General features: G+C 41.6%; 13 protein-coding genes, 9 tRNA genes and 5 rRNA genes (1 of these 27 cut by a window edge). 1 reads left to right on the top strand and 26 read right to left on the bottom strand.

The window, feature by feature from the left end; genetic code table 11:
* Positions 1-152: 152 nt before the first annotated feature.
* A complete protein-coding gene (locus BG04_RS11730; protein WP_013081336.1) occupies positions 153-923 on the bottom strand; it encodes a TatD family hydrolase in 771 nt (256 codons plus the stop codon).
* A 71-nt stretch (positions 924-994) separates the two neighbouring features.
* Entirely contained in the window at positions 995-2977 is a 1983-nt protein-coding gene (gene metG, locus BG04_RS11725; protein WP_014462067.1) for a methionine--tRNA ligase, read from the bottom strand.
* A 566-nt stretch (positions 2978-3543) separates the two neighbouring features.
* Here metG and BG04_RS11720 point away from each other — a divergent pair.
* Positions 3544-3834, top strand: a complete 291-nt coding sequence (locus tag BG04_RS11720) for a transition state genes transcriptional regulator AbrB (RefSeq protein ID WP_170836841.1) — start codon at positions 3544-3546, stop codon at positions 3832-3834.
* A 32-nt stretch (positions 3835-3866) separates the two neighbouring features.
* Here BG04_RS11720 and rsmI read toward each other — a convergent pair whose 3' ends face one another.
* The 24 genes from rsmI to BG04_RS11605 form a co-directional block, all read right to left on the bottom strand.
* Complete coding sequence (gene rsmI / locus BG04_RS11715) at positions 3867-4739, bottom strand: 16S rRNA (cytidine(1402)-2'-O)-methyltransferase (protein ID WP_016762698.1); 873 nt, start codon at positions 4737-4739, stop codon at positions 3867-3869.
* Positions 4717-5004, bottom strand: a complete 288-nt coding sequence (locus tag BG04_RS11710) for a GIY-YIG nuclease family protein (protein WP_013054850.1) — start codon at positions 5002-5004, stop codon at positions 4717-4719. The genes rsmI and BG04_RS11710 overlap by 23 nt, the downstream gene beginning before the upstream one ends.
* A complete protein-coding gene (locus BG04_RS11705; protein ID WP_034654918.1) occupies positions 4991-5737 on the bottom strand; it encodes a tRNA1(Val) (adenine(37)-N6)-methyltransferase in 747 nt (248 codons plus the stop codon). Before BG04_RS11705 ends, BG04_RS11710 begins: the two co-directional genes overlap by 14 nt.
* A gap of 78 nt (positions 5738-5815) precedes the next feature.
* Complete coding sequence (gene yabA, locus BG04_RS11700) at positions 5816-6181, bottom strand: DNA replication initiation control protein YabA (protein WP_013054848.1); 366 nt, start codon at positions 6179-6181, stop codon at positions 5816-5818.
* Positions 6182-6195: 14 nt separating this feature from the next.
* Positions 6196-7023, bottom strand: a complete 828-nt coding sequence (locus tag BG04_RS11695; protein ID WP_013054847.1) for a PSP1 domain-containing protein — start codon at positions 7021-7023, stop codon at positions 6196-6198.
* A gap of 4 nt (positions 7024-7027) precedes the next feature.
* Positions 7028-8020: a DNA polymerase III subunit delta' gene (gene holB / locus BG04_RS11690; protein WP_016762697.1), complete on the bottom strand. Its 993-nt coding sequence runs from the start codon at positions 8018-8020 to the stop codon at positions 7028-7030.
* A gap of 33 nt (positions 8021-8053) precedes the next feature.
* Positions 8054-8383, bottom strand: a complete 330-nt coding sequence (locus BG04_RS11685) for a cyclic-di-AMP receptor (protein ID WP_013054845.1) — start codon at positions 8381-8383, stop codon at positions 8054-8056.
* Between the two features lie 63 nt (positions 8384-8446).
* Entirely contained in the window at positions 8447-9073 is a 627-nt protein-coding gene (tmk, locus tag BG04_RS11680; RefSeq protein ID WP_013081331.1) for a dTMP kinase, read from the bottom strand.
* An 18-nt stretch (positions 9074-9091) separates the two neighbouring features.
* Positions 9092-10516 carry an aminotransferase class I/II-fold pyridoxal phosphate-dependent enzyme gene (locus BG04_RS11675; protein WP_034654916.1) on the bottom strand — a complete coding sequence of 475 codons (1425 nt, stop codon included), beginning with the start codon at positions 10514-10516 and terminating at the stop codon, positions 9092-9094.
* 152 nt (positions 10517-10668) lie between these two features.
* Positions 10669-10851 carry a sigma factor G inhibitor Gin gene (locus tag BG04_RS29685; protein ID WP_080621343.1) on the bottom strand — a complete coding sequence of 61 codons (183 nt, stop codon included), beginning with the start codon at positions 10849-10851 and terminating at the stop codon, positions 10669-10671.
* Positions 10852-10990: 139 nt separating this feature from the next.
* Positions 10991-11106, bottom strand: a 5S ribosomal RNA gene (gene rrf, locus BG04_RS11670).
* Between the two features lie 109 nt (positions 11107-11215).
* A 23S ribosomal RNA gene (locus BG04_RS11665) occupies positions 11216-14151 on the bottom strand.
* A gap of 225 nt (positions 14152-14376) precedes the next feature.
* A 16S ribosomal RNA gene (locus tag BG04_RS11660) occupies positions 14377-15928 on the bottom strand.
* Between the two features lie 84 nt (positions 15929-16012).
* Positions 16013-16088: transfer RNA gene (locus tag BG04_RS11655), tRNA-Ala, on the bottom strand.
* 5 nt (positions 16089-16093) lie between these two features.
* Positions 16094-16170 (bottom strand) — tRNA-Pro (locus BG04_RS11650).
* Positions 16171-16174: 4 nt separating this feature from the next.
* Positions 16175-16251: transfer RNA gene (locus BG04_RS11645), tRNA-Arg, on the bottom strand.
* A 9-nt stretch (positions 16252-16260) separates the two neighbouring features.
* Positions 16261-16349: transfer RNA gene (locus tag BG04_RS11640), tRNA-Leu, on the bottom strand.
* 14 nt (positions 16350-16363) lie between these two features.
* Positions 16364-16438 (bottom strand) — tRNA-Gly (locus tag BG04_RS11635).
* A gap of 23 nt (positions 16439-16461) precedes the next feature.
* Positions 16462-16543 (bottom strand) — tRNA-Leu (locus BG04_RS11630).
* Between the two features lie 13 nt (positions 16544-16556).
* Positions 16557-16632, bottom strand: a tRNA-Lys gene (locus BG04_RS11625).
* Between the two features lie 7 nt (positions 16633-16639).
* Positions 16640-16715, bottom strand: a tRNA-Thr gene (locus BG04_RS11620).
* A 3-nt stretch (positions 16716-16718) separates the two neighbouring features.
* Positions 16719-16794, bottom strand: a tRNA-Val gene (locus tag BG04_RS11615).
* A gap of 9 nt (positions 16795-16803) precedes the next feature.
* Positions 16804-16919, bottom strand: a 5S ribosomal RNA gene (gene rrf, locus BG04_RS11610).
* A 109-nt stretch (positions 16920-17028) separates the two neighbouring features.
* Positions 17029-17225 (bottom strand): 23S ribosomal RNA (locus BG04_RS11605) (it continues 2739 nt past the right edge of the window).
* The 16S, 23S and 5S rRNA genes sit together here with 9 tRNA genes alongside, the layout of an rRNA operon.

The following is a 17225-nucleotide window of genomic DNA, read 5'->3' as shown; positions in this document are numbered from 1 at the left end:
TTTTTCTTCTATGAAATCAACGTTTTATCTTATTATCAACTAAATTAAAAAACATCTACCTGTTATTTTAACTGAAAAAGGCAGAGGATAACATTCTCCTCTGCGCCTATCTTTACTTTAACACGAAAATGATTGTTATATGAGAAAAAGTTTTAATCATTAATGCCAAATAGCTTTTTAGCGTTAGCTGTTGTAATATCAGCTAATTCTTCATACGTTATACCTTTTAACTCTGCAATTTGCTCTGCTACGTATGAAACATAACCAGGTTCATTGCGCTTGCCGCGGAATGGATGAGGAGTCAGATAAGGACAGTCTGTTTCAATTAATAGTTTATCTAAAGGAAGCTCTGTAGCAACTTCTTTTGGTTTTTTCGCATTTTTGAAAGTAACAGGTCCGCCAAAAGAAATATACATATTCATATCCATACACTGCTTCGCTACTTCAATACTGCCCGTGAAGCAATGCATAATCCCGCCTACTTCTTCTACGTGCTCTTCTTTTAAAATGGTTACCACGTCTTCTGTTGCATCACGATTATGAATAATGATAGGTAAATTCACTTTGCGAGCTAAGCGAATTTGACGGCGAAATACGTCCTTTTGAACCTCTTTAGGTGATTTATCCCAATGGTAGTCTAATCCCATTTCCCCTAAAGCAACAACTTTCGGATGCTGAGCTAACTTTTCAATCCAAGCTAAGTGCTCATCCGTCATATCAACTGCATCTACTGGATGCCACCCTACACTAGCATAGATAAAGTCATACGTTTCAGCTATTTGAATAGCCTTTTTAATGGTAGGTTCATCGAATCCAACAACTACCATGTTTTGAACACCTTTTTCTAACGCACGATTAATTACTTCTTGCAAATCATCTTCATACTGTTCTGCGTTTAAATGAACATGTGTATCAAATAACATCTAATCGATCCTTTCCATGAATAAAAGGGGGTCCTCGCATGTTACACGTGAAACACCCCTTTTACCTATAGTTATTTTATCTTCGTGCCATTTGCTAAGTTTTGATCTACGCTTGCTAGTGAAAGACCATTCTCATCTTCACCCGCTAAAATCATTCCTTGTGATAGTTCACCGCGCAGTTTCACAGGTTTTAAATTGGTTACACAAATTACTTTTCGACCTACTAATTCTTCAGGCTTATAAAACTTGGCAATACCTGATACAACCTGGCGTTTTTCATAGCCAAGATCAAGCTGAAGCTTCAATAGTTTATCTGCTTTTTTAACTGGTTCTACTTGCGTAACTTGCGCTACACGAAGCTCTACTTTCATGAAATCATCAATTGTAATCTCTTCAGAAGGCTCTTCCTTCACAACAGGTTTTTCTTCCTTTGGAGCACTTCCTTGCATCTGCTCTTTAATAAACGCTACCTCTTCTTCTCGATCTAGACGAGGGAACATTGGCTCACCTTTTTCTACTTTTGTGCCTTCTTTAAGCATATTAAAACGCGTCGTGCTTTCCCACGTTTTTAATACATCTTCTTTTACACCAATCTGAGCAAAAATTTTCTCAGGTGTACGTGTTAAGAATGGCTGCAGCAATACCGCAATGTGACGAATTGATTCAGCTAGATGTGTCATAACAGAAGCAAGTTCTGCACGCTTATTCTCATCTTTTGCTAACGCCCAAGGCTGCGTTTCATCAATGTATTTATTCGTACGGCTTACATATTGCCAGATAGAAGCAAGAGCCACTGAAAACTCCATATCTTCCATCGCTTCTTCATATTTGTTCACTGTATCTTTTTGAGCTTGGACGATAAGTGCATCAAACTCTGTTACATTGCCTTCATAAGTCGGAATAACACCATCAAAATACTTATTAATCATCGCCACTGTACGATTAACTAGGTTGCCAAGGTCATTTGCTAAGTCAAAATTAATACGTTCAACAAACGCTTCTGGTGTGAATACACCGTCTGAACCGAATGGAACTTCACGAAGTAAGTAGTAACGAAGGGCATCTAATCCATAGCGGTCAATCAATGTCACTGGGTCTACTACATTCCCTTTTGACTTCGACATTTTTCCATCTTTCATTAATAACCAGCCGTGAGCAAATACTTTCTTAGGAAGTGGCAAATCAAGGGCCATCAACATGATTGGCCAATAAATGGTATGAAAACGTACGATTTCTTTTCCTACTAAATGTACGTTAGCCGGCCAATACTTTCGATAGTTTTCATCGTTCTCTGTACCATACCCAAGAGAGGTGATATAGTTAGAAAGCGCATCAATCCATACGTAAATAACGTGTTTTGGGTTACCTGGAACTTTTACCCCCCAATCAAACGTCGTACGAGAAACAGCTAAGTCTTCAAGGCCAGGCTTAATAAAATTATTGATCATTTCGTTCTTACGGGACTCTGGTTGAATAAATGAAGGGTTTTCTTCATAAAAAGCTAGTAAACGATCTACGTATTTCCCCATTTTAAAGAAATAGGACTCTTCTCGAACGAGCTCTACAGGGTGTCCGCTATCCGGGCTTTTTCCGCCTACAACTTTTCCATTTTCAACGATTGGATCTACTAGTTGATGCTCTGTATAATACGTCTCATCGGGAACTGAATACCAACCTTCATACTCATCAAGATAAATATCACCTTGTTCTAAAAGGCGCGCGAAAATCTTTTCCACGATTTCTTTATGTCTTGGTTCTGTTGTACGGATAAAATCATCATACGAAATATCCATCTTATCCCACAGCTCTTTGATTCCAGATACAATATCATCTACGTATTGCTGAGGTGTCACGTTTTTCTCTTCTGCTTTTCGCTGGATTTTTTGACCATGTTCATCTGTACCTGTTAAATAACGTACGTCAAACCCTCTCAAACGTTTATAACGAGCCATTGCATCTCCCGCTACCGTCGTGTATGCATGTCCTATATGTAATTTACCACTCGGATAATAAATCGGCGTAGTAATATAAAATGTATTATTTCCATCTGCCATGTTCATAACCTCCAACATTCCATTTCAACATTTTGGTTTATATGTATGTAATCATATAAACCCTGTCTTCTTATTCTACTATCTATCATACTATTTTACATGATAATTTCAAAACATTCTCTTCCTATATACATGGGAATATGACGGATTCACTTCATTTTTAAATAATCGTTATTTTCCCAAAAAATAATCCTGTTAATTGTATCAGCTTCGCCCTATTTTTATATAAAATATACTCTCATTCAAAAAGTCATTTTGATGAAAACGACAAGTAGGTCTAATTTTGTCGTTTTATGTCGAATTATATTTACCCTATCTTCAAAATAGTTAATATCAAGCTATTTAAGCGATTAATCTTTTTTCCAATGAAACCCCTTGTCATTCCTTGACTGACGGTCACAATTAGCTTGTAAACAAGTGGAGAAAAAATTTTTTTACCGGCTACATTTTTTTACATATAAAATGATTGACTAGTTTTGGAAACGCTGGTATTATGAAAGTACGTTGAAATTGTCGAATAATGACGAAAGTAATAACATAGAAAAATGATTACTGAGAGGAGAACGATTAACATGAAATCTACAGGTATTGTTCGTAAAGTTGATGAATTAGGACGCGTAGTAATTCCAATTGAATTACGTCGTACATTAGGAATTGCAGAGAAAGATGCTCTAGAAATCTATGTAGATGAAGAGCGCATCATCTTAAAAAAATACAAACCAAACATGACTTGCCAAGTAACAGGTGAAGTATCTGATGATAACATTCAGCTTGCTAGCGGCAAATTAATTCTAAGCCGTGAAGGTGCAGAACAAATCATGAAAGAACTTCAAGATTCTTTACAAGCTTCTAAATAAAACGAAAAGCTGTCTATGATAGACAGCTTTTTTTAATGTACGTGATATTCACTGTAAATGTCTCGCTTTGACACATCTCGGTCTTTTGCCACTTGCTTAATAGCTTCTTTGTTTGAAAGTCCTTCTTCTACATAGTGATCAACATGCTCGATAATGGTGAGCTGTTCCCACCATAGATTACTTTCATCTGGCGCTTCTTCATTTGTCCCTTCAAGAATTAAGCAGAATTCGCCTCTAATATCTGTGGCATTTGTCCATTCAATTGCTTCTAATACACTTCCTCTTAAAAATTCTTCATAGCGTTTTGTTAACTCTCTACATAACACAATAGATCGGTTCCCTAAAATTTCTTCTATACTCTTTAGCGTTTCTTTTAATCGATGAGGAGCTTCATAAAATATCATGCTTTCCTTAATATATTGAAGCTCTTGAAGCTGTTCTTTACGCTGCTTTTTATTTCTGTTTAAAAATCCATAAAAGTAAAACTGCCCCGTAGGTAGTCCCGAAGCAATTAAAGCTGTTAATGCTGCGTTAGGCCCCGGCAGCGGAACAACCGTATATCCTTCTTTAACGGCAGCTACCACTAACTCATAACCAGGATCTGAAATACAAGGCATGCCCGCGTCGCTTACTAAAGCAATATTTTTTTCACTGTCTAAGTCGCTTAACAGCTGTTCACTTTTTGTATGTTTATTATGTTCATGATAACTTGTAATAGGCGTATCGATCTCAAAGTGGTTACATAGTTTTTTCGTTTGTCTCGTATCTTCTGCGGCAATATAATCAACTTCTTTTAAAATTCGAATCGCACGAAATGTCATATCCTCTAAGTTTCCAATAGGAGTGGGAACTAAATATAAAACGCCTCGTTCATTCGATACATCATAACTTTTTTGTGATTTCATTCTGCTTTTCTTGCTCCCTTCGAATGTAAGCCTGTTTTTGCACTCTGCTTAACTGTTTGAACCAATACTCTTTTTGCATAGCTTCTGTTTTAGAAGTAAACACCTCATGCCAAATTAATGAAACAGGCCTTCTTGCTCTCGTATATTTTGCCCCTTTTCCTTCATTATGGACAGAAATACGTTTTTGCAAATTATTCGTGTAACCAGCGTAATACGTACAGTCCTTGCATTCAACTACATAAAAATAATGATTATTTTGTTCCATATAAAATCCTTTTTAATTCGTCCGTGTATTCATCATTATCTTGGTAGACCACCAGGGGAGGAAGAATCTTTAAATCTGGACTTCCATCCTTCGTACCTTCAATTAAAAGTGTATTTGCTTCTTTCCCATCTTTAGGATAGACAAACTGAAGTCTCTTTGGCTCTAAACGGTACTGCCTCATTAACGTAACGATATCTAATAGTCTTCCTGGACGGTGAACTAATGCCACTTTTCCGCCTTGCTTCACTAGTTGGCTACTGGCTCTAATCACATCTTCCAACGAACAATAAATTTCGTGGCGAGCGATTGCAAAATGTTCGTTTTCATTTATCTCTTCTTTATTGGATGTGGTGAAATAAGGAGGATTACATGTTACAACATCATATTGTCCATAACCCAGTTCTTGAGGCGCATTTTTTAAATCACCATGTATCATTTTAATCTGCCCATCGAGCTGATTATACGCAATACTTCTTTGCGCCATACTGTGTAGCCGCTCTTGAATTTCTACACCAATGATTTTTCCCTTCGTTCGTTTAGATAAAAACAGGGGGATTACACCGTTTCCTGAACATAAATCAACCAAGTTACCTTTACGAATTGGGACATAAGCAAAGTGAGATAAAAGCACAGCATCCAATGAAAAGGAAAAGACAGACGGACTTTGAATAATGCGCATCTCCTCATCCGCTAATAGATAATCTAAACGTTCATCTCCATATAACTCAACCATAGTCGTTCTTCTCCTTGTACATCTATTATTTATATCTTTTACTCATAAAAAGAACCTCTCCAAAAGGGAGAGGTGTTGTTACTTTTTATTTAAAAATGACAAGCAAAACAAACAGTCTCCATCTTTACGCACACTTCCATAATGAATGTTACAAATATGAAAACCCTCTTGGTAAAGGCGAGCCAAATTGTCATATCCTTCTCCGATATCAATTTGTTTTTGCTCTTTTGTTTGAGCGCTTGCTTTTGAATGTCTATTTTTCAGCTTCGTTTCGAAGTTTGTCTGGTCAAGGCGACGGCGCAAATGATCATTTTCTATTTGCAGGTGATGATTTTCTTCAATTAGCTCAGCAAGATGCTCTTTCAACTCACCTAACTGCTTATATAAATGACCAATTTGTTCCTCCATGTTTGTCACCGAATCAAAAATCTCTTTTTTATCCACCTTTGCCCACCTCGTTAATCTGTGGCTTGAAACGAAACAGCACCTTCATTATTGATCTCATCCAGAGTATACTCTAAAATTTGTTCGTGATCTGACAGTTCCACTTGAATAATTCTTTCCAAAATATTCAAACCCACTACACGTCCTGAACCATCTGAAGTTTTAATTGTTGAGCCTATATCAGGAAGCTGTTCTTTTGCCGTTTCGTACTCATCATTTTCATATTTTAAACAACACATCAAACGTCCGCATAAACCAGAAATTTTCGTTGGATTAAGCGATAGGTTTTGATCTTTGGCCATCTTAATAGAAACCGGCTCAAAATCACCTAAAAACGTTGAGCAACATAGCATACGTCCACAAGGACCTATCCCGCCCAACAGCTTTGCCTCGTCTCGTACACCGATTTGACGAAGCTCAATTCGCGTACGGAAAATAGCAGCTAAATCTTTAACTAACTCCCTAAAATCAATACGGCCGTCTGCTGTAAAATAAAAAATGACTTTATTACGATCAAACGTATATTCTACATCTACTAACTTCATATCTAAATCGTGTGATTGAATTTTTTGCACGCATACATCATACGCTTCTCTAGCAGCTTGTTTATTTTCATCCACAATCAGCCTGTCTTTTTGTTCGGCAATGCGGATTACTTTTTTCAAAGGAAGTACGACATCGTGTTCACTTACTTGCTTTTTATTAATAACCACTCTGCCAAATTCAACACCACGAACTGTTTCTACAATAACAAACTCACCATCTGGAATTGTAAGTTCTCCAGGGTCAAAATAATATATTTTTCCCGCTTTTTTAAAGCGAACGCCTACTACATCATACAAGCTTTTATCCCTCCTGCAAATCCAACACCAGCTGTTCCATTAATAACTGTAGATTCATATTTGAATTTAATTTATTTTTGGCCTTCAAGATAACCTCTAAGCGATAAATCGCTTTTTCCTGCGTTGTCTGAAGAGCTTGCTGTTTTAATTCTTCTATTTTATGACGATAGACGATTTTAGACTCTTGTCCAACTTGCAGCGTCAACAAATCACGATAAAGAAGCATCAATAAAGTTAAACCAATATGTGCTTGTTCTTTTTCTTTAAAATGTGCTACCCACTTTTCATGAATAAAAAGAAGAGCTTGTTGAGGTCTCGTTGTTAACACTTCATATAATTGTATCACTAACTTTATTGCAAGTCCAAACCATTCATCTTTACTTAATTCAATTGCTTCATCAATGCTGTTTGTTAAATTAGACAAGATGGACGCATCTACTCCGGAAAGGCCATTTTCTACTAGTTTTTCAGCTAACTGTTCTGGTGTAAGAGATCGAAATGATATTACTTGGCAACGTGAGATAATTGTATCTAATAAGCGCTGTATATTTTCTGTTAATAAAATTGCATAAGTTCCGTTGCCAGGCTCTTCTAAAAATTTCAGTAAACTATTTGCTGCGCTTACTGTCATTTTATCAACATGATTCACAATATATAACTTTTTATTAGATTCAACACCGGTTTTTGTGAATTCTGATTGCAAAAATTGAATTTGCTCTTTTTTAATCGATAAACCGGCTGGCTCAATCAAGTGAATATCTGGATGATTACCTGAATCAATTCGCCGGCAGTTACTGCACTCATGGCATGGCCTATGATTAACTGGATTTTGGCAAAACAGCGCTTTAGCAAACAAAAAACTAATTTGTTTTTTACCTGTTCCTTTGCTTCCTTCAAATAAATAAGCATGAGCAACTCGCTCTTTAAGTAAGCTGTTTTGCAAAATCTTTAATACGTTCGGCTGAAGAGCTTCAAGCTGTTCCCATGTATTTCCCATTCAATCATCACTTTCTATTTAAAATCTTCTCTCTTAAAATTGATGAAATTGATCTACTGGTAGTACGAATACTGTAGCTCCGCCCACTTCAACTTCAACAGGATACGGAATGTATGAATCTGCATTACCGCCCATCGGTGCCACAGGAGAAATCATCTGCCTGCGGTTTTCACATTGGCCCTTAATAATATCAAGTACTTCATCTACTTTATGATCATCTGTACCAATCATAATTGTTGTATTCCCTGATTTTAAAAATCCGCCCGTACTTGATAATTTGGTTGAACGAAACCCTCTTTCTACAAGTGCATTTAAAAGCTTTGAGCTATCTGAATCTTGAATAACGGCCATTACTAATTTCATGAATAACACCTCATTTTACTTTTTTGTTAAGAATAGTATAGCAAGAATAACGATCATCTGTATTTATTTTAAAATCAATTTTATTTGTTTATAAGCTTCTTCACAGACTTTTTCAACGGATTGATTTGCATCAATTCGTCGAATACGCTCTGGAAATTCACTCAAAAGAGATAAATATCCATCTCGTACTTTGTAATGAAAGTCTAAGGATTCTAAATCTAATCGATTAATCTCATCTTTTCGACCTTTATTAATTCTTTCTAACCCTACCTCAGGCTCAATATCAAAATATAAAGTGGCCTGTGGCATCGTTTGCTCAATAGCAAATTGATTGATAGCAAAAATATCTTCTACGCCTATACCCCGCGCATTTCCTTGATAAGCAAGTGAGCTATCAATAAAACGATCACATAATACTATATTCCCTTTATTTAGCTCAGGAATCACTTTTTCTACAAGATGTTGTCTTCTAGCCGCAGCATAAAGAAGCGCTTCGGTTCTGGCATCCATTTCCGTGTTAGATGGATTTAAGATGATTTCACGAATTTGTTCAGCAATTCGTATGCCTCCAGGCTCTCTTGTTAATACAATATTATAGCCCTCTTGTATTAATTTTTGTTGAACCATGTGGATGATCGTCGTCTTACCAGCACCTTCTGGCCCTTCGAATGTAATAAACGTTCCTGACATGTATATAAATTCCTTTCTCTATTTAAATACTTCTATCTTTCCTTCTTCCATACAAGAGCCGCCCTGAATATGACCATTTAACCTTTGAATATGCAAAATATAGTCAATATGATTGCTTGTAATCGTTTCTCCCTCCATTAAAATAGGAATTCCAGGAGGATATGGAATAACAGATTGTGCGCTTACACGCCCAATCGCTTCTTCAAAAGAACACATATGCTTTGTTCTTAGTTTTCTTTCTTCCATAGGCAGGAGAACCGTTGCTTTTGAAAAACGAAATGGTTTGATTATTAGTTTTTCGTATGACTTACGCTGTATATTCTCTACTGCTTGTCTAACCCGCTTAATTGTATCATTAAAATCCCAACTGCTGCTTAAAGGTAGCACAAACAATACATAGTTAACGTCAGCTAGTTCTGTATAAATATCTTGCTTTTCCAGTTCCTTTTGCAAATGATATCCTGTTGCAGCCGAACAAGTCAACGTCATTTTCAAAAGGTCGGTAGCAGTTTGATCTGTTTCCACATCAATAGTTGAAAGTGTATCAATCTCATTAATCTTTTCAACAAACGAATGAATATTTTCAGTCATTCTATCAATATCATACTGAGTAAACTGCTGCAGATAATACCGTGCTAAATCGAGAGAAGCCATAATAGGGTATGAGGGACTGCTTGACTGCAGTACTTGTAGGTGATGCCGAACGCTTTGCTTATTTATCAACGTCCCCTGCATATGTAAATAAGAACCCATAGTCATAGCTGGCAGCGTTTTATGTGCTGACTGAACAACAAGATCCGCTCCATACGTAACAGCTGACGACGGAAAAGGATTACCTAAAATAAAATGGGCTCCATGAGCTTCATCAATAATTATAGGAATATTGTAGCCATGAATAAAGTCAATGATCTCCTTTAGATCTCGCGCCACCCCGTAATAAGTAGGATTTGTTAATACAAATGCTTTTATATCCTGAGAACCCTCTAAAGCTGCTTTAATTGTTTTAATGGATACACCTGTACTAAGATGTGTTTTGGAATCTATTTCAGGAGCTAAAAAAATAGGTGATGCCTTTGATAAAGCAATAGCATTAAAAATAGATTTATGAGAATCTCTTTGAACAGCAATTTTATCTCCTTCATGACAAAGAGATAAAATCGCGGCGAGATTGCCTACAGTAGAACCATTAACTAAAAAAAAGCTTTCATCTACTCCATACAACTTTGCCGTTAACTCTTGTGCTTCTTTAATAACAGATTCTGCTTCATGTAAATCATCTAATCCGCTAATTTCCGTTAGATCGTATTGCAAAAAGTCTGCGTAAGAAGACTGAATATGTGAAGGTAGAATTTGACCATTTTTATGGCCGGGCACGTGATAAGAGAGTGACCTCTTTTCGCTGTGCCTTACTAAACGGTTATATAAAGGTAAATATGTATCCATACATCCATTCCTTACTTTTGTAAATATAACATTGCTAACTTGATAAAAGAATATGTAAGTATTTTTCCTATCAAAATTCATTTTTCTTTCATTATAACAAACTTAGATGATTTTTTTGAGCCATATAAAGAAGCCCTTATAAAAAAGGGCTTTTAGTAAGAAAACACTCCTGATATTCTCTTTAATTGATTTACTAACAATTGATAACGAAAATGAGATGAATCCACCTCTACAATCTCTACCTCGCAGTGTTGGCATATAAAGCTGGAAAACACCTCAATACCCTTTGTATGCTGTTCATGACAAACGGAACATGTTTTAATTTGTTTTTCCATTACTCTCCACCTCCACTAAATAAGTATCGACAAGATATAACTTCTTTATGCACTTCATTTACCCCATTTTATGTAGATAGCTTATACTCTGTGAATAATAAAAAAAGGACTAGCTAAAATAGCTAGTCCTTTTTCAGGTGCCTGGCAACGTCCTACTCTCACAGGGACAAAGTCCCAACTACCATTGGCGCTAAAGAGCTTAACTTCCGTGTTCGGTATGGGAACGGGTGTGACCTCTTCGCTATCGCCACCAGACATATTATATTATACATGATTTTCAAAAGAAAGCAAGACTTTTTTCGAAAAGTTTTGTTCTCTCAAAACTAGATAACAGTTTGCTGAGTAAAGCTTACGCTTTTAAAGTTTGGTTAAGTCCTCGATCGATTAGTATCAGTCAGCTACACATGTCGCCACGCTTCCACCTCTGACCTATCAACCTGATCATCTTTCAGGGATCTTACTAGCTTGCGCTATGGGAAATCTCATCTTGAGGGGGGCTTCATGCTTAGATGCTTTCAGCACTTATCCCGTCCACACATAGCTACCCAGCGATGCCTTTGGCAAGACAACTGGTACACCAGCGGTGTGTCCATCCCGGTCCTCTCGTACTAAGGACAGCTCCTCTCAAATTTCCTACGCCCACGACGGATAGGGACCGAACTGTCTCACGACGTTCTGAACCCAGCTCGCGTACCGCTTTAATGGGCGAACAGCCCAACCCTTGGGACCGACTACAGCCCCAGGATGCGATGAGCCGACATCGAGGTGCCAAACCTCCCCGTCGATGTGGACTCTTGGGGGAGATAAGCCTGTTATCCCCGGGGTAGCTTTTATCCGTTGAGCGATGGCCCTTCCATGCGGAACCACCGGATCACTAAGCCCGACTTTCGTCCCTGCTCGACTTGTAGGTCTCGCAGTCAAGCTCCCTTGTGCCTTTACACTCTACGAATGATTTCCAACCATTCTGAGGGAACCTTTGGGCGCCTCCGTTACATTTTAGGAGGCGACCGCCCCAGTCAAACTGCCCACCTGACACTGTCTCCCGGCCCGATCAGGGCCGCGGGTTAGAATTTCAATACAGCCAGGGTAGTATCCCACCGACGCCTCCACCGAAGCTAGCGCTCCGGCTTCTCAGGCTCCTACCTATCCTGTACAAGCTGTACCAAAATTCAATATCAGGCTACAGTAAAGCTCCACGGGGTCTTTCCGTCCTGTCGCGGGTAACCTGCATCTTCACAGGTACTATAATTTCACCGAGTCTCTCGTTGAGACAGTGCCCAGATCGTTACGCCTTTCGTGCGGGTCGGAACTTACCCGACAAGGAATTTCGCTACCTTAGGACCGTTATAGTTACGGCCGCCGTTTACTGGGGCTTCGATTCAGAGCTTCTCCCAAAGGATAACCCCTCCTCTTAACCTTCCAGCACCGGGCAGGCGTCAGCCCCTATACTTCGCCTTGCGGCTTCGCAGAGACCTGTGTTTTTGCTAAACAGTCGCCTGGGCCTATTCACTGCGGCTCTCTCGGGCTATACACCCTACCAGAGCACCCCTTCTCCCGAAGTTACGGGGTCATTTTGCCGAGTTCCTTAACGAGAGTTCTCTCGATCACCTTAGGATTCTCTCCTCGCCTACCTGTGTCGGTTTGCGGTACGGGCACCTCCCGCCTCGCTAGAGGCTTTTCTTGGCAGTGTGGAATCAGGAACTTCGGTACTATAATTCCCTCGTCATCACAGCTCAGCCTTTATGATGAGCGGATTTGCCTACTCATCAGCCTAACTGCTTGAACGCGCATATCCAGCAGCGCGCTTACCCTATCCTACTGCGTCCCCCCATTACTCAAACGGCGGGGAGGTGGTACAGGAATATCAACCTGTTGGCCATCGCCTACGCTTTTCAGCCTCGGCTTAGGTCCCGACTAACCCTGAGCGGACGAGCCTTCCTCAGGAAACCTTAGGCATTCGGTGGACAAGATTCTCACTTGTCTTTCGCTACTCATACCGGCATTCTCACTTCTAAGCGCTCCACCAGTCCTTACGGTCTGACTTCACAGCACTTAGAACGCTCTCCTACCACTGACATCAAAGATGTCAATCCACAGCTTCGGTGATACGTTTAGCCCCGGTACATTTTCGGCGCAGAGTCACTCGACCAGTGAGCTATTACGCACTCTTTAAATGGTGGCTGCTTCTAAGCCAACATCCTGGTTGTCTAAGCAACTCCACATCCTTTTCCACTTAACGTATACTTGGGGACCTTAGCTGGTGGTCTGGGCTGTTTCCCTTTTGACTACGGATCTTATCACTCGCAGTCTGACTCCCATGGATAAGTCTTTGGCATTCGGAGTTTGACTGAATTCGGTAACCCGTTGGGGGCCCCTAGTCCAATCAGTGCTCTACCTCCAAGACTCTCACAACATGAGGCTAGCCCTAAAGCTATTTCGGAGAGAACCAGCTATCTCCAGGTTCGATTGGAATTTCTCCGCTACCCACACCTCATCCCCGCACTTTTCAACGTGCGTGGGTTCGGGCCTCCATTCAGTGTTACCTGAACTTCACCCTGGACATGGGTAGATCACCTGGTTTCGGGTCTACAACCACATACTAAACGCCCTATTCAGACTCGCTTTCGCTACGGCTCCGCCTTATCAGCTTAACCTTGCATGGGATCGTAACTCGCCGGTTCATTCTACAAAAGGCACGCCATCACCCGTTAACGGGCTCTGACTACTTGTAGGCACACGGTTTCAGGATCTCTTTCACTCCCCTTCCGGGGTGCTTTTCACCTTTCCCTCACGGTACTGGTTCACTATCGGTCACTAGGTAGTATTTAGCCTTGGGAGATGGTCCTCCCAGCTTCCGACGGAATTTCACGTGTTCCGCCGTACTCAGGATCCACTCAAGAGGGAACGAAGTTTCAACTACAGGGTTGTTACCTTCTTCGACGGACCTTTCCAGGTCGCTTCATTTACTTCGTTCCTTTGTAACTCCGTATAGAGTGTCCTACAACCCCAAGAGGCAAGCCTCTTGGTTTGGGCTAATTCCGTTTCGCTCGCCGCTACTCAGGAAATCGCATTTGCTTTCTCTTCCTCCGGGTACTTAGATGTTTCAGTTCCCCGGGTCTGCCTTCAATATCCTATGTATTCAGATAAAGATACTGTTCCATTACGAACAGTGGGTTTCCCCATTCGGAAATCTCCGGATCAAAGCTCACTTACAGCTCCCCGAAGCATATCGGTGTTAGTCCCGTCCTTCATCGGCTCCTAGTGCCAAGGCATTCACCGTGCGCCCTTTCTAACTTAACCATTAGCGAATAAATGGTACAACATACTGTTGTGTTATTTATTGGTTTGATTAAAGAAAAGTTTCACTTTTCCTCAGCAATTACTGTTATCTAGTTTTCAAAGAACAATCGCAACCAAAATTCTTCTTATTGAATAAGAAGAAAGTAGTGTGCTTTCTATAATTGAGAGATTGAACTCTCAAAACTGAACAAAGTATCAAAACGTACGTCATATAAAAATCCTTAGAAAGGAGGTGATCCAGCCGCACCTTCCGATACGGCTACCTTGTTACGACTTCACCCCAATCATCTGTCCCACCTTAGGCGGCTAGCTCCTTACGGTTACTCCACCGACTTCGGGTGTTACAAACTCTCGTGGTGTGACGGGCGGTGTGTACAAGGCCCGGGAACGTATTCACCGCGGCATGCTGATCCGCGATTACTAGCGATTCCAGCTTCATGTAGGCGAGTTGCAGCCTACAATCCGAACTGAGAATGGTTTTATGGGATTGGCTTGACCTCGCGGTCTTGCAGCCCTTTGTACCATCCATTGTAGCACGTGTGTAGCCCAGGTCATAAGGGGCATGATGATTTGACGTCATCCCCACCTTCCTCCGGTTTGTCACCGGCAGTCACCTTAGAGTGCCCAACTGAATGCTGGCAACTAAGATCAAGGGTTGCGCTCGTTGCGGGACTTAACCCAACATCTCACGACACGAGCTGACGACAACCATGCACCACCTGTCACTCTGTCCCCCGAAGGGGAACGCTCTATCTCTAGAGTTGTCAGAGGATGTCAAGACCTGGTAAGGTTCTTCGCGTTGCTTCGAATTAAACCACATGCTCCACCGCTTGTGCGGGCCCCCGTCAATTCCTTTGAGTTTCAGTCTTGCGACCGTACTCCCCAGGCGGAGTGCTTAATGCGTTAGCTGCAGCACTAAAGGGCGGAAACCCTCTAACACTTAGCACTCATCGTTTACGGCGTGGACTACCAGGGTATCTAATCCTGTTTGCTCCCCACGCTTTCGCGCCTCAGCGTCAGTTACAGACCAAAAAGCCGCCTTCGCCACTGGTGTTCCTCCACATCTCTACGCATTTCACCGCTACACGTGGAATTCCGCTTTTCTCTTCTGCACTCAAGTTCCCCAGTTTCCAATGACCCTCCACGGTTGAGCCGTGGGCTTTCACATCAGACTTAAGAAACCGCCTGCGCGCGCTTTACGCCCAATAATTCCGGATAACGCTTGCCACCTACGTATTACCGCGGCTGCTGGCACGTAGTTAGCCGTGGCTTTCTGGTTAGGTACCGTCAAGGTACGAGCAGTTACTCTCGTACTTGTTCTTCCCTAACAACAGAGTTTTACGACCCGAAAGCCTTCATCACTCACGCGGCGTTGCTCCGTCAGACTTTCGTCCATTGCGGAAGATTCCCTACTGCTGCCTCCCGTAGGAGTCTGGGCCGTGTCTCAGTCCCAGTGTGGCCGATCACCCTCTCAGGTCGGCTATGCATCGTTGCCTTGGTGAGCCGTTACCTCACCAACTAGCTAATGCACCGCGGGCCCATCTGTAAGTGATAGCCGAAACCATCTTTCAATCATCTCCCATGAAGGAGAAGATCCTATCCGGTATTAGCTTCGGTTTCCCGAAGTTATCCCAGTCTTACAGGCAGGTTGCCCACGTGTTACTCACCCGTCCGCCGCTAACGTCATAGAAGCAAGCTTCTAATCAGTTCGCTCGACTTGCATGTATTAGGCACGCCGCCAGCGTTCATCCTGAGCCAGGATCAAACTCTCCGAAGAAATGTTTGACTTGCTCAATTAAAAAATAAAATTTAACGTTGACGTTTGTCGCTTTGTTCAGTTTTCAAAGTTCAAAATTCCGATTGGTGGAGCCTAGCGGGATCGAACCGCTGACCTCCTGCGTGCAAGGCAGGCGCTCTCCCAGCTGAGCTAAGGCCCCATAAATGGTCGGGAAGACAGGATTCGAACCTGCGACCCCTTGGTCCCAAACCAAGTGCTCTACCAAGCTGAGCTACTTCCCGTTTATGGCGCGCCCGAGAGGAGTCGAACCCCTAACCTTTTGATCCGTAGTCAAACGCTCTATCCAATTGAGCTACGGGCGCTTATTAAAATGGTGCCGAGGGCCGGACTTGAACCGGCACGGTAGTCACCTACCGCAGGATTTTAAGTCCTGTGTGTCTGCCAATTCCACCACCCCGGCAGGACTTATATATGTGGAGCGGAAGACGAGGTTCGAACTCGCGACCCCCACCTTGGCAAGGTGGTGTTCTACCACTGAACTACTTCCGCACATATATGAAATTAATGAAAGATGCGGGTGAAGGGACTTGAACCCCCACGTCGTAAGACACTAGATCCTAAGTCTAGCGCGTCTGCCAATTCCGCCACACCCGCGTGTGAATATAAATGGTGAGCCATGAAGGACTCGAACCTTCGACCCTCTGATTAAAAGTCAGATGCTCTACCAACTGAGCTAATGGCTCGAAAAACTGGTGCCGGCAAGAGGACTTGAACCCCCAACCTACTGATTACAAGTCAGTTGCTCTACCAGTTGAGCTACACCGGCAAATGGTGGAGGATGACGGGATCGAACCGCCGACCCCCTGCTTGTAAGGCAGGTGCTCTCCCAGCTGAGCTAATCCTCCGATATATAAGCCTGGCAACGTCCTACTCTCACAGGGACAAAGTCCCAACTACCATTGGCGCTAAAGAGCTTAACTTCCGTGTTCGGTATGGGAACGGGTGTGACCTCTTCGCTATCGCCACCAGACATATTATATTATACATGATTTTCAAAAGAAAGCAAGACTTTTTTCGAAAAGTTTTGTTCTCTCAAAACTAGATAACAGTTTGCTGAGTAAAGCTTACGCTTTTAAAGTCTGGTTAAGTCCTCGATCGATTAGTATCAGTCAGCTACACATGTCGCCACGCTTCCACCTCTGACCTATCAACCTGATCATCTTTCAGGGATCTTACTAGCTTGCGCTATGGGAAATCTCATCTTGAGGGGGGCTTCATGCTTAGATGCTTTCAGCACTTATCCCGTCCACACATAGCTACCCAGCGATGCCTTTGG

This window comes from Priestia megaterium NBRC 15308 = ATCC 14581 (genome assembly GCF_000832985.1).
Lineage (GTDB): Bacteria > Bacillota > Bacilli > Bacillales > Bacillaceae_H > Priestia > Priestia megaterium.
Note: the sequence above shows the minus strand (reverse complement) of the source record. Positions and strands in the feature narration are given on the sequence as shown.

Bases quoted from the DNA above. Each gene is read 5' to 3' on its own strand.
- BG04_RS11730 (WP_013081336.1), bottom strand. From the start codon at position 923: ATGTTATTTGATACACATGTTCATTTAAACGCAGAACAGTATGAAGAT.
- metG (WP_014462067.1), bottom strand. From the start codon at position 2,977: ATGGCAGATGGAAATAATACATTTTATATTACTACGCCGATTTATTAT.
- rsmI (WP_016762698.1), bottom strand. From the start codon at position 4,739: ATGAAATCACAAAAAAGTTATGATGTATCGAATGAACGAGGCGTTTTA.
- BG04_RS11710 (WP_013054850.1), bottom strand. From the start codon at position 5,004: ATGGAACAAAATAATCATTATTTTTATGTAGTTGAATGCAAGGACTGT.
- BG04_RS11705 (WP_034654918.1), bottom strand. From the start codon at position 5,737: ATGGTTGAGTTATATGGAGATGAACGTTTAGATTATCTATTAGCGGAT.
- holB (WP_016762697.1), bottom strand. From the start codon at position 8,020: ATGGGAAATACATGGGAACAGCTTGAAGCTCTTCAGCCGAACGTATTA.
- BG04_RS11685 (WP_013054845.1), bottom strand. From the start codon at position 8,383: ATGAAATTAGTAATGGCCGTTATTCAAGATTCAGATAGCTCAAAGCTT.
- tmk (WP_013081331.1), bottom strand. From the start codon at position 9,073: ATGTCAGGAACGTTTATTACATTCGAAGGGCCAGAAGGTGCTGGTAAG.
- BG04_RS11675 (WP_034654916.1), bottom strand. From the start codon at position 10,516: ATGGATACATATTTACCTTTATATAACCGTTTAGTAAGGCACAGCGAA.
- BG04_RS29685 (WP_080621343.1), bottom strand. From the start codon at position 10,851: ATGGAAAAACAAATTAAAACATGTTCCGTTTGTCATGAACAGCATACA.